The sequence below is a fragment of the Okeania sp. SIO2B3 genome (assembly GCF_010672525.1).
GTDB lineage: Bacteria > Cyanobacteriota > Cyanobacteriia > Cyanobacteriales > Microcoleaceae > Okeania.
Map to the genome: position 1 here is coordinate 1 of NZ_JAAHGH010000137.1, position 16,113 is coordinate 16,113.

11 protein-coding genes are annotated in these 16,113 nt (G+C 36.4%); 6 read left to right on the top strand and 5 right to left on the bottom strand.

The window, feature by feature from the left end:
* Positions 1 to 228: 228 nt before the first annotated feature.
* Complete coding sequence (locus F6K15_RS34520) at positions 229 to 969, bottom strand: hypothetical protein (RefSeq protein WP_293070118.1); 741 nt, start codon at positions 967 to 969, stop codon at positions 229 to 231.
* A gap of 1,028 nt (positions 970 to 1,997) precedes the next feature.
* Here F6K15_RS34520 and F6K15_RS34525 point away from each other — a divergent pair.
* The gene (locus tag F6K15_RS34525) at positions 1,998 to 3,869 is read left to right on the top strand and encodes a hypothetical protein (protein ID WP_293070120.1); all 1,872 of its coding nucleotides are present in this window, start codon (positions 1,998 to 2,000) and stop codon (positions 3,867 to 3,869) included.
* A gap of 585 nt (positions 3,870 to 4,454) precedes the next feature.
* On the opposite strand, the gene F6K15_RS34530 is transcribed toward F6K15_RS34525, so the two are convergent.
* Positions 4,455 to 4,595 carry a hypothetical protein gene (locus F6K15_RS34530; RefSeq protein WP_293070122.1) on the bottom strand — a complete coding sequence of 47 codons (141 nt, stop codon included), beginning with the start codon at positions 4,593 to 4,595 and terminating at the stop codon, positions 4,455 to 4,457.
* Between the two features lie 614 nt (positions 4,596 to 5,209).
* On the opposite strand from F6K15_RS34530, the gene F6K15_RS34535 reads away from it, so the two are divergent.
* Both F6K15_RS34535 and F6K15_RS34540 read left to right on the top strand, forming a co-directional pair.
* Positions 5,210 to 7,306, top strand: coding sequence for an amylo-alpha-1,6-glucosidase (locus tag F6K15_RS34535; RefSeq protein WP_293070124.1), 2,097 nt, complete (start codon positions 5,210 to 5,212; stop codon positions 7,304 to 7,306).
* Between the two features lie 55 nt (positions 7,307 to 7,361).
* Positions 7,362 to 7,535: a hypothetical protein gene (locus tag F6K15_RS34540; RefSeq protein ID WP_293070126.1), complete on the top strand. Its 174-nt coding sequence runs from the start codon at positions 7,362 to 7,364 to the stop codon at positions 7,533 to 7,535.
* 747 nt (positions 7,536 to 8,282) lie between these two features.
* Here the strand turns inward: F6K15_RS34540 and F6K15_RS34545 are convergent.
* Positions 8,283 to 10,097, bottom strand: a complete 1,815-nt coding sequence (locus tag F6K15_RS34545) for an aspartate kinase (RefSeq protein ID WP_293070128.1) — start codon at positions 10,095 to 10,097, stop codon at positions 8,283 to 8,285.
* Positions 10,098 to 10,217: 120 nt separating this feature from the next.
* Here F6K15_RS34545 and F6K15_RS34550 point away from each other — a divergent pair, with 120 nt between their 5' ends.
* Complete coding sequence (locus F6K15_RS34550; RefSeq protein WP_293070129.1) at positions 10,218 to 11,060, top strand: hypothetical protein; 843 nt, start codon at positions 10,218 to 10,220, stop codon at positions 11,058 to 11,060.
* A 354-nt stretch (positions 11,061 to 11,414) separates the two neighbouring features.
* On the opposite strand, the gene F6K15_RS34555 is transcribed toward F6K15_RS34550, so the two are convergent.
* Complete coding sequence (locus F6K15_RS34555; RefSeq protein ID WP_293070131.1) at positions 11,415 to 11,831, bottom strand: sulfotransferase domain-containing protein; 417 nt, start codon at positions 11,829 to 11,831, stop codon at positions 11,415 to 11,417.
* Positions 11,832 to 11,849: 18 nt separating this feature from the next.
* On the opposite strand from F6K15_RS34555, the gene F6K15_RS34560 reads away from it, so the two are divergent.
* Entirely contained in the window at positions 11,850 to 13,634 is a 1,785-nt protein-coding gene (locus F6K15_RS34560; protein WP_293070133.1) for a metallophosphoesterase, read from the top strand.
* Between the two features lie 603 nt (positions 13,635 to 14,237).
* Here the strand turns inward: F6K15_RS34560 and F6K15_RS34565 are convergent.
* Positions 14,238 to 15,395 (bottom strand): DUF819 domain-containing protein, encoded by a 1,158-nt coding sequence (locus F6K15_RS34565; protein ID WP_293070135.1) that lies wholly within the window; start codon positions 15,393 to 15,395, stop codon positions 14,238 to 14,240.
* A gap of 85 nt (positions 15,396 to 15,480) precedes the next feature.
* On the opposite strand from F6K15_RS34565, the gene F6K15_RS34570 reads away from it, so the two are divergent.
* The gene (locus tag F6K15_RS34570) at positions 15,481 to 15,657 is read left to right on the top strand and encodes a hypothetical protein (protein ID WP_293070137.1); all 177 of its coding nucleotides are present in this window, start codon (positions 15,481 to 15,483) and stop codon (positions 15,655 to 15,657) included.
* Positions 15,658 to 16,113 lie beyond the last annotated feature (456 nt).

The following is a 16,113-nucleotide window of genomic DNA, read 5'->3' on the forward strand; positions in this document are numbered from 1 at the left end:
ACACCAAGCAATTTCTCAAAATCTGATTCTCAATCTCTATAAACTAGCTTCGATGACTCCAGAGGAATCACCGAATGCAGTGTTTAATTTATTCTGTCCATAGCCTTAGACAGCCATCGGAACTACCTCTAACTTATGGACTTAGAATTTATTAGTTGACACCAACATTAAAATTGCCTGTCACCCTGGAAATCTTTCAAGTACTTTTTAGAATATAATCTGATCTATTTACTGCTGCAAACTTTTTTTCTTTACAGATAATCCACCTAATGCAGATACTCCTGCCAAAGTCCAGAGAGATGTAAAGGGTTCTGGAACGCGACGTTTCTCAACCTTAATCATATCGAATTGGGCATCAATTTCTGGCGGACCATCAATCTCCAACTTAATTGCACCAACATTAGTGAAATCTGCCGTGCCACTAAAATCATCAAAGAGGAAAGTTGCGGTTTCTGGAGTTGTGATAGCCTGGGCAAAGGTCTGTGAAAGAGTTGAAACATTGCTATCAAGGTCATAGATAGTAAATTCTAACTCTAAACCAGGAAGGTCAGCTGAGATGATTTCTACCAATATACGATCTAGAGGCCAAACACCACCAGTTAGGTCTATTCCTCCCAAACCATCTTCATCTACTACTGTGGGATCGTCATCTCCATCCCAAACTATCATTCCAGTCCCATTAGTCTCTACATTATTACTAAAATTAAGTACTCCTCCAGTTGCTTGCATACGAGTTTCAATCAAACCATCAGCATCTCCCATAACTTCCATATCCCGGAAACCACCAAGAATAGAACCATCTGGTCCCACTTGGCTGTTACTAGGTATAACAGGGTCAATCGGCTGAAATCCAACATCCTGCCCTACGCTAAAATCGTCGATGACAATTGGAGCTGCTTGGGCACTGCCTGCTCCCAACATAGCTGTGGTGGCCAATAAGCTAAAAATATATTTTTGATGTGTCTTCATAATAATTATCCTTCCAAATAACTTTAATTACAGATGTATAGAACAGTCAATCGGCTATAGCTAATAGTCCTAATCAGGACAACACTGTCAGGAAGCTCTATTGATTACAGCTTCATAATACAGTGTAATTACTTAATTACAACTTAATTCAGTGTAACAACTTAATTACAACTTAACTATAACTCTAACCATAGCAACAAAGTAATCAGCCAATTCAAGTAAAATTACTATCTTCACGAAAAATTCATATATTTAATTTGTGTAAATCTATTAGTTTTTTTAATGTTTATAATGTGTTATATCGAACAATATAATTTTGATTATTGTACTAATAGATTTTTTCTTCAAGGAAGGTTCAATAATGATTTAGGATAGGTAATATGGGAAGCTTGACCTCTACTCACCGGTCTGAAAGTTTGCCTTAAACTAAGTAACATAGATAACATTAAGCATTCTAGCTACCTTAATATTTGCTTTTCTAAATATCAAATGAACATAATTATTCATACACAAGACTCTCCAGAATTTTAGATTTAATACCTGAATTGTTTAGAGTCACAACATTATTTATGAGCAAAATAATATTAATTTTTATTACTTGTCTATATAAGTAAAAACCCTGAGAACGCACAAATACGTTCAACTAATAAGTTTTACTTATAGTATTTTTACATAGATATCAAGGCTTGTCTTCATAGAATCTTTATAAATCTTGCTACTACTCTATAACAGAGAACAGTGAGAAAAACATTTCTCTGTCTCACCATCATCAGTCATTGTCCTAACTAACCCGTTCTTTGCTACATGAATAAATTTGACTTATAGAGTTTTCACATAGATTACGGAGTGTTTGTCTTTGTATAGTACTACGTCTTTTGGTTAGGACAATAAATTTGGGTTTTCAGGGAACACCGGAGCTGGGAACAGAAAAATGTCCTAACGTATTTGTGTAGCGCTATATAATCTGTATAAACCTTACTAATACTCTATTGCTACCGGATGTGATATCCATTTTTTTCTAACTATCTATGGACTATGAAGAAATTAATTTGCATAAGTTTTTAACTGCACAGACTCCAGTCAGATTTTGGTTTTATTTAAGTCTGGGTTTAGCAGCAATTTGTGGAATTTTAGGAATTATTCCCGCTTTTAGTAGTGAATATGTAGTGCAGGATGATGCTCGCTCCCACGTTTTTTGGATGGCAAGATTTCTCAATCCCGAACTTTTTCCCAACGATATTATTGCTGACTATTTTCAATCTGTCGCTCCCACCGGATATACCTATTTTTATCAATTATTTTCCCTCATCGGCATTCCACCTTTACTATTAAATAAATTTCTGCCAATCATATTAGGATTAATCACAACTGCCTATTGTTTTAGAGTAGAAATAGAAATATTCCCAGTGCCACTCGCTGGGTTTCTCAGCACATTATTTTTGAATCAAAATCTCTGGCTTAAAGATGACTTAATCTCCGCTACCCCCAGAGCATTTTTCTATCCTTTATTTTTGGCATTTTTATACTATTTCCTCAGACATTCTTACTTAGGAATTGCAGTAGCGATCGCTCTGCTCGGATTATTTTATCCCCAAGGAGTTTTACTCTGTATTACTGTCTTAATCTTAGACTTTATCCACTTCCGAAATCGCCCAAAATTAATCATTTTAGCTATTGGTTTAATCACAGGTTTTTTCGTACTTTTACCCTATGCTTTAAATACCTCCGAATATAGTCCGATTATTACATTAACTGAAGCTAAAAATTTACCAGAATTTTGGCCGGGAGGTAGAGCTTCCTTCTTTTCAAATAATAGTTTTGACTTTTGGTTCACAGGCGATCGCTCCGGCATTATCCCCCCAGAATGGTTATCTCAATCTTTCCTACCTCCTCAAGTTTGGGCAGGATTATTACTCATTTTCTTAAGCTCAAAATATTTTCCCCTAGCCAAAAAAATCGCTCATAAAATCATCCTTTTACCAGAATTATTATTAGCATCAACCGGAATATTTTTAGCTGCTCACTTTTTACTATTTCGGTTACATCATCCCAGTCGTTACAGTCAACATAGTCTCAGAATAATCATGGCTTTAGCTGGTGGGATAGCCTTCACTTTGATAATTGATTTTGTCTGGCGCAAATTTAATCTACTCAACCAGTTGTCCAAAACCAAACCAGTATTCAAGAATTTAGAATTACCTCTTCTTATAAATAAGAGGATTAGATTAAAGGATTTTTTTTCTTCTCTTGGTCGATCGGATATGGCGAGGAGACCTAGCCATCCCCCGACCGCTTTTTTCTCCATAAACGGAGAGGCTTTAAACCTTAATTATTCGGTTAAAATCAAAACTATATCTATATATATAGTGCTAATTCTCCTCCTGTTATATCCAGCTTTAACCAACAACTTTCCTGTGACTAATTATGTTGTGGGAAAAGTACCCCAACTTTATGAATTTTTAGCCAAACAACCGCCAGATATTCGGGTTGCTTCTTTAGCATTAGAAGCTAATAATATTCCTACTTTTACTCAACGTTCAATATTGGTAGGTTCGGAATATGCTTTGCCTTATCATCAGGGATATTATCGGGAAATAAAACAACGAGCTAAGGATTTAATCCAAGCACAATATAGTCCTGATTTAAAACAGGTACAAAATTTTATTGAAACATACGGAATTGATTTTTGGTTGTTAGATTCTCAAGGGTTGACTTTAGAATATGTCAGGAAAAATCATCGTCTTAGGCAATTAAATAATACTGCTGCTGCTGTAGTTAAGATGCAGATGGAAAATGGTGTAGTTCCCAGTTTGTTAAATGCTCAGAAAAGTTGTCAAGTTCTAGATATTCCAGACTTAGTTTTATTAGAAGCAAAATGTATTTTAGGTCTTAAATCTTAAATAAGAGAAATTACTAGATTTTTCATTGTATGAAGCACTCAAAAAAGCGGCGCGGCGGGAGGGAATTAGGGTTGCGCAACACCAAAAATTCTGATATACTTGTGTTATTGGGTGGTGTTCGCCCCTAAACATGACTTTTTATTCAACGAAAAATTATGTTTTGATAGGCGATCACAATAGAGAGAATGAGAAATAATCACATATTGTCATTGTATGAAGCACTCAAAAAAGAGGCGCGGCGGGAGGGAATTATGGTTGCGCAGCACCAAAAATTCTGATACACTTGTGTTATTGGGTGGCGTTCGCCCCTACGCATGATTTTTTATTCAACAAAGAAATATCTTGTAGATAGAACTGGATGCGATCGCAAATATCAAGTTGCTGAGGACTGATGCTGATGATGAACCCTAAGACAGTCCGATTTTTTGTCCGACTCTTGAAAGTAGGTAAGTGTTGATGCTCGCTTAATTTATTCTTTAATGTGAGGCGCGATTACTATCTTCATTGTCAAAAGCACTCCAAGAAAAAAAGCGGCGCGGGAGGGAATTAGGGTTGCGCAGCACCAAAAATTCTGATATACTTTTGTTATTGGGTGGTGTTCGCCCCTACGCATGATTTTTTATTCAACAAAGAAATATCTTGTAGATAGAACTGGATGCGATCGCAAATATCAAGTTGCTGAGGACTGATGCTGACCAACTTTAGAAAGTCCAATTTTTGTGCCATTGCTGCCCTTTTTCTACAGGACATAGAACCAAAAAGTCTTGATGTTCAGTCAATTATCATCTTCTGAAGCACCAAGAACGGGAGAAGGAAATTAAGGTTGCACAACACCAAAAATTCTGATATACTTTTGTTATTGGGTGGTGTTCGCCCCTAAGCATGACTTTTTATTCAACAAAGAAATATCTGTAGATAAAACTAAATGCGATCGCAATAAAAATGCAGATAAAATGCGAATAATCAAATTGAGAACAACTAAGAAAAGTCTGAAAACATATAAAAAAAAATTGATTATTGATTTATGTGATATACTAAAAAACTAACTGGAAAAAATGTTATTAACAATCATCAGTGTGCGTGGACAGTAAAACAAGTTTCAAATAAATAGAATTTTATACCTAACATATTCCTTCTAAGTTGTCTAAAAAATGAAGAAAATTGGTATCTATATTCTTAATTCTTAATTCTTAATTCTTCCTTGTTTCCTCTTCCTTCTTCCTTCTTCCTCCTTCCTTCTTCCTTCTTCCTCCTTCCTTCTTCCTTCGTGAATATGATATAAAGAAATCGGGTTTCAAAAGAAACCTTTGCACTAATATATATTGTGAATATTTTATTTTATGGTCATCAGTTTCGATCAAGAAACTTGCAGTAATCTCAACATAGCTGAATCCCGCGAATGGTTAGTCACAAACGGTATTGGAGGCTACGCTTCTGGCACAGTAACTAACATCCTAACCCGTCGCTATCATGGATTACTCATAGCAGCACTCAAACCCCCATTAGGGCGTACATTATTGCTAACAAAACTAGACGAAACTGCCAATTATAAAGGTCTAGAGTATCCTCTTTACTGTAACCATTGGGCTGATGGCACAGCAAACCCAGAAAGTTATCAACAAACAGAAAGCTTCCACCTAGAAGGAACAATACCAGTATGGAAATTTACATTTGCAGACGTGGTACTGGAGAAGCGGATATGGATGGAGCAAGGAGAAAACACCACCTATATTCATTATAATTTGCGCAATGGTAGCCAACCCTTAAACTTAGAAATTAAAGCATTAATTAACCATCGCGATCATCACCATCATACCAACGCTCAAGATTGGCGCATCAGCACCGAAAATATTAAAAAGGGAGTCCGTATACAAGCTTTTCCTAAAGCAACACCCTTATATCTGCTGACACATCCTCATCCAGATGACAAAAATATAGTATCTACACCCGCCAATAATTGGTATTACGGATTTAACTTAGCAGTAGAAAAATATCGCGGTCAACAAGAATTAGAAGACCACTTACACGCTGTTACTTTTGATGCACAAATTGAAGTAGGTAAATCTCTAACAATAGTTGCCAGCACAAAAGAAAATGCTACTACTAATGGCGAGAGAGAACTAGCTTTTCATCATAATTACGAACAACAAATAATCCAAAAATTTGCCACTACCAAAACATCTAACTCAGAAGTCAAAAATCCAGTCATTAAATTCTGGAAATCATTTACCCAGACAAAAGCTCAAGCTACTGCAAAAAAGACCCCAGACTGGATCAACCAATTAGTATTAGCAGCTAACCAATTTATTGTCGATCGCAAATCCCCCAAACATCCATACGGCAAAACTATCCTTGCAGGTTATCATTGGTTTGAAGACTGGGGCCGCGACACAATGATTAGTTTACCTGGTTTAACTATTTGTACAGGGCAATTTGATGTTGCCAGGTCTATTCTGCTCACCTTTGCTGAGTATGTTGACCAAGGAATGTTGCCAAACCGCTTTCCCGACGGTAGTGCTACACCAGATTATAATACTGTAGATGCCACACTTTGGTATTTTGAAGCCGTTCGTGCATACTATGAAGCTACAGGCGATCGCCAACTTTTAGTAGAATTATTTCCAATTTTAGCAGAAATCATTGACTACTATCGCCGAGGCACCCGCTACAATATTCAGTTAGATACTGATGATGGTTTAATTTATGCTGGTGAAGCAGGTTCACAGATTACTTGGATGGATGCTAAAGTAGATGATTGGGTAGTGACACCGCGTATTGGTAAACCCATTGAAATTAGTGCGCTTTGGTATAATGCTCTGCAAATCATGGATAAGTTTGCCCAACAGTTGGGTAAGGATAATCTAGATTATGAAAGGTTGGCAAGATTGATTAAGGAAAAGGGTTTTGCTCGTTTCTGGAATCAAGAGGAAGGTTATTGTTACGATGTACTTGATACACCTAATGGTAATGATGCTGCTTTGCGACCTAATCAAATATTTGCCTTATCATTACCAGCGATCAGTAAATTTAGTTACCCACCTCTACTAACTCCAGAGCAAGAAAAACAAGTGATGGATATATGCACGTACAAGCTATTAACTCCTTATGGGTTACGCAGTCTAGCTAGTGACGATCCTGAATACAAGGGTGTTTATGGAGGCGATATTTATCAAAGAGATGGTGCTTATCATCAAGGTACTGTCTGGGGTTGGTTGATTGGTCATTATGCTGTAGCGCATCTACGAATTTATAACAACCAAGCAAAAGCTGAGGAGTTATTAAAACCGATGGCAGAGCATTTAATGGTGCATGGTATTGGCAGTATCAGTGAAATTTTTGATGGTAATGAACCGATGACACCCCGTGGTTGTATTGCTCAAGCGTGGAGTGTTGCAGAAGTTTTACGAGCGTGGTCAGTAATTCATCAAGTTAGTTAAAATTTAGAGGACTTACGCATGCTTCACCTTGAAAACGCCATATGTAGGGGTGCCCTTGCGAAGTCCATGCCGTAAGGCTATATGGCATTTGCGTTCCGCAGAGCTGCCGAATGATGCCCTCATATCATGTCCGGTAGCATCGGTCTTGTATAGAGAAGGTAAGGAAGACCGAAGTTGGAAGAAGGAAGAAGCTTTAAGAAAAGGAAAAATTTTACTTATATGGCGGTAGATATTTCCCCAACTTTTACACGGGACTATACCAACGGACATGATATCACTCGATTTAGTGTCCGTGGGTCAGTCCTCTTAACCTTTTCTTCCCTTCTTCCTTTCCTGCGGAATGCTGCGCAAACAGTTCCCGCTACCTTCTCTTCTGCCTTCCTTCCTCCAAAGTGTAATATCATGTCCGGATAATAGCGTGATAGAACTCCGTTCCGCTTACGCGACCAAAAAACCTTTTCTCTTCTAACCTTTTCTTTCCTCACAGGAGTGTGCATTCCCGAAAAGGAGTCAGTATTCCGCAAGCTAGCTGGCGTCGTCGCGGGGTCGCACCGCTTCTGCCTCCTGCCTCCTGCCTCCTGCCTTCTGCCTTACCTCCTCCAAAGTGTAACTATTCAACCGGACATGATATTAGACCATCCGTTGACATACTCCCGACGTTGCGCATAGCGCGACAAAGAGGGATTCTTCAGTCATAAAAAAAATGACCGCTGTTTCGTGTGAGGTGATGTCTTCCCCCTGTGTTGACCTTGATAATAACATGCATACCTCCTAGCTTGTCAAGGGTATAGGAAGGTTTTATTTGTGGAGGCATCCGACTATTGGCCCTGGCTTTCATCCCGACGCTCCTCTAATAGCTGCCGCCACCATCCTCCGCCTTTTCCTGACGGAATGCTCCGCAAACATGTCGGCGACAGCCGTTAACGAAGTTATGCGCCAGCAAAACGGGAGAGCGCGGGACTTCCCGCCAGGGAAGTTAAACAGGAACTTTAATCACCTCGCTACCAGATAGACCAAAAGCTTTATGAATAGCTTGCAACGCTTTTACACCATCCTCCTCTTCTACCACACAACTAATTTTAATTTCCGAAGTAGCAATCATCAAAATATTGATTTGACTTGCTGCCAACGCCTCAAACATTTGTGCTGCTACCCCTGGATGGGCAATCATTGCAGACCCCACCACACTCACTTTCGCAATAGCACTCTCCAACACCACTTCTCCCCAGTCAAACTCAACCGCAGCATTGGCTAAAACTTGATAAGCCATTTTTCCATCCGCCTCAGCAACAGTAAAAGCAAGATCGCGAGTTAAAACCCCATTCACACTATAACAACGTTGTGACTGAATAATCATATCCACACTAATATTATTCTGCGCCAACAAACCAAATATTTTTGCTGCCATTCCTGGGCGATCAGGAATTTGACGCACTGCTAGTCTTGCTTGCTTTATGTCTAAAGCAACTGCTCGCACTGGTGAAGGAACTTCTTCCGACTCAGAAGTAGCAGAGTTAGTAGAAATATCTGCAACATCCACATCAAATGCTTGACACAAAGAATTAACTGCCTGTTCGCAGTCTTCTGCATCAACCACACAACTGACCTTAACTTCCGAAGTAGAAATCATTAATATATTTACTCCTGCTGCTGCCAAAGTCTCAAACATTTTTGCTGCTACTCGTGGTCGTCCGATCATTCCCGCACCCACAAGACTGACTTTAGCAATAGGTCGTTCTTCTGTTTTGACTTCCGGTTCGCCCAAACTAGGGTCAGAATTTTTTCCTAAAGCAGGTAGTATGGCATCCGCTACTGCTGCCGCTTGTTTCAAAGTATCTTTCCCAACAGTGAAGGCAATATCATTAGTATTGCTTTCGTGAATAGACTGAATAATCAAATCTACATCTATATTTTGTACCGCAATACCAGAAAATAATTTACCTGCCACACCAGGGCGATCGGGAACCCGCAACAGAGAAACTCCTCCTTGGTCGATGTCATATTCCACAGCATCTACAGATTTTGTCAACTCCAAATCTTGCAAAGCACGATGTTGGGGTATTGCGGAAACTACACGAGTACCCGGTGCATCGCTCCAACTGGATAAGACTACTAATGGCATTCCATAATTTCGGGCAATTTCAACTGCCCTAGGATGCAGCACTTTTGCACCCAGACTTGCCAACTCTAACATTTCATCACAGGTAATTTCTGACATTAACTGTGCTTCAGGTACTATGCGGGGATCGGTTGTGAGAATTCCTGGCACATCTGTATATATTTCACACCTTTCTGCTTGGAGTGCTGCTGCTAAAGCGACTGCGGAAGTATCCGAACCGCCTCTACCTAATGTTGTGATTTCCTGGTGGCGAGTCTGACTAATACCTTGGAAACCTGCAACGACTACAACTTCTCCCTGTTTGAGATGTTCTTCTATGCGTTCGGTTTTAATATGTAAAATACGAGCGCGGGAATGTTCAGCTTCTGTGACTATTCCTACCTGCGCTCCAGTTAGGGAAATAGCTGGCACTCCCAACTCTTGTAATGCCATACTCATGAGAGCGATGGTAACTTGTTCGCCTGTGGATAGTAGCATATCCATTTCTCTACGACTGGGGTTGGAAGAGATTTCGTTTGCTAGTTTGACTAAACCATCTGTGGTTTTTCCCATCGCTGAAACGACTACTACTACTGAGCGATCGCTTGCTGTTTTTGCAATACGTTGGGCCACTGCTTTAATTCTTTCCACAGACCCGACTGAACTTCCACCGTATTTTTGGACTATTAGCATATTGATTTGAGAATTAGACTATTAAAATATAAACTGTATTGATTTTAAATTCTTCAGTGAAAAGTTGTTAACCGGATTGATTCAAATGTTGTATAATTTAATATTTAAAAAATAATAAATTTGAGTCAAATATTGATAATTTATCTCATGCCAGAAGTTAATTGGATGAAAATTTTAGAATCACAACAAGATGAATTTATTATCAAACTCAAAGAAAGAATGCCTGCTTTTACAAGGAGTAAATATGACTTTGATGAGGCTATTCATCTATATTCTTTAGTTGATTTGGATGACATAGACTTAGCATACAAATTAAATTGGTTTTGTCAGGAGTTAACATACAAGTATTATGGTGGGTATAGCAATTACTTTCCTGATGAATTTATGAATTATAAAATAGGTAAAATAGGGGAAGAATCTGTAAAACAATATTTATATAAATTAATTAGTGATGTTGATTACGAGTTATATGAATGGGGAGATGATGGAGCGGATTTTTATTTGACAAATAATAAATCAGTAAATTTACAAGTTAAAACTACTTGCTTTTCTAGAATTTTGGAGGAAAATGTTGACTATGAATATGAAGAAGATGAATATTTTTTTGTTTTAGAGCAGGATTATGTAAACCTAGAACATGATGAATGCCAGAAAATTCTAGATGGAGTTAAATGGAAAATAAGTGAAAAAGAACAAAATAAAAACCAAATTTGTATTTTTGTTCTATTGTTAAATCAGGTGGTAGGAGATAGAATGCCTAACTATGTTGACATTAAAGAAATTGATAAAGAAGTTGTTTCATATATAAATCATCCAGTTTATGATTTTGACTGCAATGGTATTTACAGTTCTATATTATGTGGGTTTAAGCCAACAGATTTATTAAAACCTAATACAGATATTTATTTAAAAGACCTGTTTTATATTGGTGGACTAAAAGGCTATCTCAAACATTTTACTTAAAATTATTAGCATGAGAGAACTATAATTTTGATACGTAGGAATTTACTATAAATTTTCAGTTTCAGTACCAATAGTTCTCATTCTCAGTTTTTAACTTAATCTCTGAGTTTGAGAAACTGAGAAGTATGATCGATCATCCCTGAGTTTTCCTTGAAAAATAATCAGAATTATTCAGGAATTTACTATAAATTTTCAGCTTCAGTACCAGCAGTTCTTACTCTCAATTTTTCACTAGAGTTGTCGCTAAATAGAGGGAAAAAATTGCTCTAACCTAGACAGAGCAATCATCCTAAGGCATTTTAGAAGCCAATAGCTACAATCCTTATAGAACAAGGTTTTTGGGGATTTTTTAAGTTATAAAGCGACAAGTCTACTTAATCTCTGAGTTTGAGAAACTGAGAAATGTGACTTCCAATTTCCCACTTTTCCTTTACGAATAAATGGAGTCATATTAGCAGGAAGTTGACTAGACAAACGACTTTGATTTTTGCTTATGCTAGTAAAATTTGTATGGTGAAGAATGCTTTCTAAAATTTGTGGACGTTCAATTTTTTCTACATAGCGATCGCCTAAAAATTTTGCTATTGCAATAATATTTATTTTCGGGTTATTTTTCATAGATTCGTATGTAAAAAAAACATTTTTATCGCTTTTATGCTGCACCCAACCAACTAAATGATCGAAGTAATCTCCCCAGTCTACTTCTCCATTAATAAAACATTCAAAAAAATCATCACAAGATGCACCTTCTTGTAGTATTATTTTTTTCAAATTGGTCTAATTATTTCTATGTTTAATCCTCCTCCAGAAATATTTGAAAATCCCAGAGATTCTTATCGTAATCCATGGATTTTTGGTATTTTAATTATTGTTGTTATTTTCATATTTATAATTATGTATTCTCTTGAATCTCCAGCTCAATTTTTAACTGATCCATTTCTCCAAGCTCCGACAGAAAACTCTGTACAAGTTGTTTGGTTTACTGAATTTCCTGGCAAAGGTCATTTTGTAGTTTATGGTGAAAATTTGAATCAAGTTGTTGAGGCAAATACTACTAAACTTAGTCGTACTCGTGAAGACCAAGATTCTATGGTAGGGAAACAAACAGAAAAAGGTTTAATTTATCAACAACCTATTATGCGAGATATCTGGCGACATGAGGCAAAAGTTATTGGTTTAACACCTAATATTTCTATGCCATATCGAATTATTAGTGAAAAGGAAAATGGGGAAAATATGAGGAGCAAAATTTTTACTTTGGCTGCTAAACCTACCCCTGGTAGACCTTTAAAAATTATCCTAACTTCCGACCATCAATTAAAACCAATGACTTCTGCAAATCTACAAAAAGTAACAGAAAATTTTGATAAATTAGACGCTATTTTTTTTGCTGGAGATTTAGTTAATATTCCCGACCGTGCTTCAGAATGGTTTGATGATAATCGAGGAAATGCTTTTTTTTCTAATCTCCAAGGTAGAGCTAATTATGAATTAGAAAAAAATGGTACAAAAACTATTTATAAAGGTGGGGAGTTAATTCAAAATATGCCTCTCTTTCCAGCAATTGGCAACCATGAAGTCATGGGTATATTTTCTATGGAAACTTCTTTGAATTATCAATTTAGTCAACCCTATCCACGGGATGCTCTGTCAGATTTATATAGGCAAAATTCCACAAATATCAATCCTGATATGGCTTGGTTAAAAAATAATTCTTTTAATACAGACACTTACCAAGAAATTTTTACTTTGCCTCAAAATGGTTCAGAGGAAAAAAATTACTATGCTGTAACTTTTGGCGATGTACGTTTAGTAGTTTTATATATTACGAATATCTGGAGAGTTCCTCATTTAAGAGATAATGCGAGAGGTAAATATCGGGAACGAAAAAAAGATTTTGATAATCCGACTGAATGGGGTTATGGTCAGCATATTTTTGAACCTATTAATCAAGGTAGCAAACAATATAATTGGTTAGAAAAAGAGTTGGCAAGTGAGGAATTTAAACAAGCTAAATATAAAGTCGTAATGTTTCACCATCCGCCTCATTCTCTTGGTGAAAATATTGCTCCTGCTTATACTAATCCCATACAATATATTGACCGAGATAAAAATGGTAATATTACGATGATTCGTTATGAATATCCTCAACAAAACGACTATATTATTCGAGATGTTTTACCTTTGTTAGAAAATGCTGGCGTACAGTTAGTATTTTATGGGCATTCTCATCTTTGGAATCGTTTTGTTAGTCCGAGTGGAATGCACTTTCTAGAAACATCAAATGTGGGTAATAGTTATGGAGCTTATGTAGGAGATAAAAAGCGAAATGTACCTTTAGATTATCAGGAAAAATATGCTGAAATTGGTAATCCTAATGGTTTAGAACCAATAATTCCAACCATTGCACCTTTACTAGATGAAAAAGGAAAACCTCAACCCTATATTGCCAGTAATGATATTACAGTTTTTAGTATTTTTGAGACTGAAACAGGAACAGTTAGTAGTTACTATTTTGATACCAGAAAACCTAATTCTAATGTAGTCAAATTTGATGAATTTAAACTTTTTTAGGGAGTAGAGAGTAGTAATTAGGGTCTGCTGAAAAAATTGGTTGTGGGGGTAGGACACGGGGACGCACCAGATGCGGAGACGCGGGGAACAGACAACGGTTTAGGCCATTTTATGTGAAGAAATTTTCTTGAATTTCAGCAGAAAATCTCAGTATTTTGAGGCAAATAAGAGCCATAAATTTGGAGATCAACTGAATATAAAAAGCTCCATTACCGTAAGCTATCCTGACTTTTAGCTTTATGAGTGCAAACCCTAATTAGGATTTGCTGAAAAAGTCTCTTTAAGGAATAGGGGATTCATTAATGGATAATGGATAATGGATAATTATCTCTGGTTAAAACCATTACGGAATTGAATATAAGGAAATCTTCTAGCACTTTTTTTCCCTTAAAAGGGGAGGCTTTAAACCAAAATTATTTAATTATTAATTATTAATTATTAATTATTAATTATTCTGTAATTGTTTTGCCCAATTCTGCCCCAAATGCTAACTTTTTTAGTAAGACAATTAATAAAGCTTTGATCCTAAACTAAAAGTAATAGCTGATAGCTGACTGCTGACCGCTGTTTGCGCAGCATTCTGGAGGAAATGCTTACCATTTTTTAACCCAAAAAATTAGCTAAAGCAACTCCAATAAAAGTAGCTAGAGCATAACCAAGAATACCACAAAGAATGGCAGGAGTTACTAATTGATACCAATTTTTGGCTTTTGCCATAGCAGCAGCAGTAGTAGGACCTCCCAAATTAGCGTTAGAAGCGACAACTAACTCAGCCAATTCTAAGTTTAATAATTTACCAGCTAGTAACAGAAAAATTAAATGAACGGTCAAAATTACCCCAGCGAAAAAAAATAAAACTGGTCCAAATTCTAGAACTTTCCAGATATTAGCACTAGCTCCAATTACGGCAAAAAATATCTGCATTAACAAAGTACCAATTTTGTCTGCTACTGTTAATTTTCCTAAATATTGGGGAAATATTGTGGCTAGAGAAATTATTAAAATAGTGGTGAATAAAATTGCTGCTTTAGGAATGCCTAATAAACTAGCAATACTAATACCTAATGCACCTGAAATTCCACTAATAGCTAATGCTTTACTCATATCTAGAACCGATAATTCTTGTGTTAGTGACTCAGAAAAATTCCTTTTACTTTGTTCTAGTAGGCTTGTATCTTGAGCCAAATTATTACCAGGAAAAATTTGTTTTACCCATTTCAGAGAAGGTAAAGCAAATAACAGCAGAAAAAACAACGTCATAGCCAAATTATCTGCTGCTGTTCCTGCAGCTAACAAATCTCCTGAATCTAAATTTAATTCGATAATTTGAGCAGTAGCAAAAAAATTCACAGATCCACCTATATAAGTAGCACAGAAAACTCCAGCTAATTTCCAATCTAACTCACCTATAGGAATCAAATAATATGCTAGCATAGTTCCCAAAACTGTTCCCAAGGCACCTAAAAAATAAGCAATTAAAACTCGCCCACATTCATGCATAATTTGTAATATATTAGCTTGAAATAAAAGCAGAGGAATAGAAAAGGGAACCAGAAAAGACCAAACTGCATTATAGACAGGAGCATCAATAGGTATAATTCTTAGATTCGACAGAAAAAATGTTACCACCATAGTTACGACAGCACCAGATATACTTGCACCCCACTTTTTCTGTTCTGACCAAAAACCAATAGTTACTGCTGAGAGAAGAATTGCCCAAATAGCGAAATTTTGCTCAGGTTGAATCAAACTGTTTGTCATAATTGGTCGAAAATTATTTTTCAAAGATAACAAAATTCTACAAAAATATGTTATACCAATTCCCAAAAATAATGCTATACTTCCAATGCGACTTCAGTTATTAAGTAATAATAATAATTCAGTAATGTTTGTAAGAATTATCGGCATTAATCCAAAATATCTTATCCCTTTAAATCCTACTCCCTACTCCCAAGGAAATGTAGCAAAAATTTTGATAAATGGTATTAGTAAATGCAATAAATATCTACAATTTCAGCAATAAATAATATGAAATATGGTTATACAGTTATCGTATTTTCTAGTAAGCATTTAGCCGTCAGTTATTAGCTAGCCTCCTAGGTCGCAACTGCGGACTTCAGCTATTAATTTTTGGGAGGGTAAAATAATTGAGAAATTGAAACAGAATAAAAGTTACTATTAAAGTCTCCTTCCTAAACCTCAGAATTAATGAATAATTACCGAATAATTAAGGTTTAAAGCCTCTCCTTTAAAGGAGAAACAAGCGGTCGAGGGATGGCGAGGTCTCGGAGCCATATCCAATCGACCAAGAGAGAAAAATTTTTCCTTTTATTCAATCCTCTTCCTTTTAGGGAGAGGTAATTATAAATTATCCATTATCAATTATTGAATAATTGGTGATGGCTGACTACTAATAGTTGAATGCTTAAATTTCCTACTTCCAATTTCTTGCTTAAATCCTTCCTTTTTTTCTTAATTT

What these genes read in the sequence shown, in the direction of transcription:
- F6K15_RS34565 (WP_293070135.1), bottom strand. Translation starts at nt 15,395, where the DNA reads ATGACAAACAGTTTGATTCAACCTGAGCAAAATTTCGCTATTTGGGCA.
- F6K15_RS34520 (WP_293070118.1), bottom strand. Translation starts at nt 969, where the DNA reads ATGAAGACACATCAAAAATATATTTTTAGCTTATTGGCCACCACAGCT.
- F6K15_RS34530 (WP_293070122.1), bottom strand. Translation starts at nt 4,595, where the DNA reads ATGGCACAAAAATTGGACTTTCTAAAGTTGGTCAGCATCAGTCCTCAG.
- F6K15_RS34535 (WP_293070124.1), top strand. Translation starts at nt 5,210, where the DNA reads ATGGTCATCAGTTTCGATCAAGAAACTTGCAGTAATCTCAACATAGCT.
- F6K15_RS34545 (WP_293070128.1), bottom strand. Translation starts at nt 10,097, where the DNA reads ATGCTAATAGTCCAAAAATACGGTGGAAGTTCAGTCGGGTCTGTGGAA.
- F6K15_RS34525 (WP_293070120.1), top strand. Translation starts at nt 1,998, where the DNA reads ATGGACTATGAAGAAATTAATTTGCATAAGTTTTTAACTGCACAGACT.
- F6K15_RS34560 (WP_293070133.1), top strand. Translation starts at nt 11,850, where the DNA reads ATGTTTAATCCTCCTCCAGAAATATTTGAAAATCCCAGAGATTCTTAT.
- F6K15_RS34570 (WP_293070137.1), top strand. Translation starts at nt 15,481, where the DNA reads ATGCGACTTCAGTTATTAAGTAATAATAATAATTCAGTAATGTTTGTA.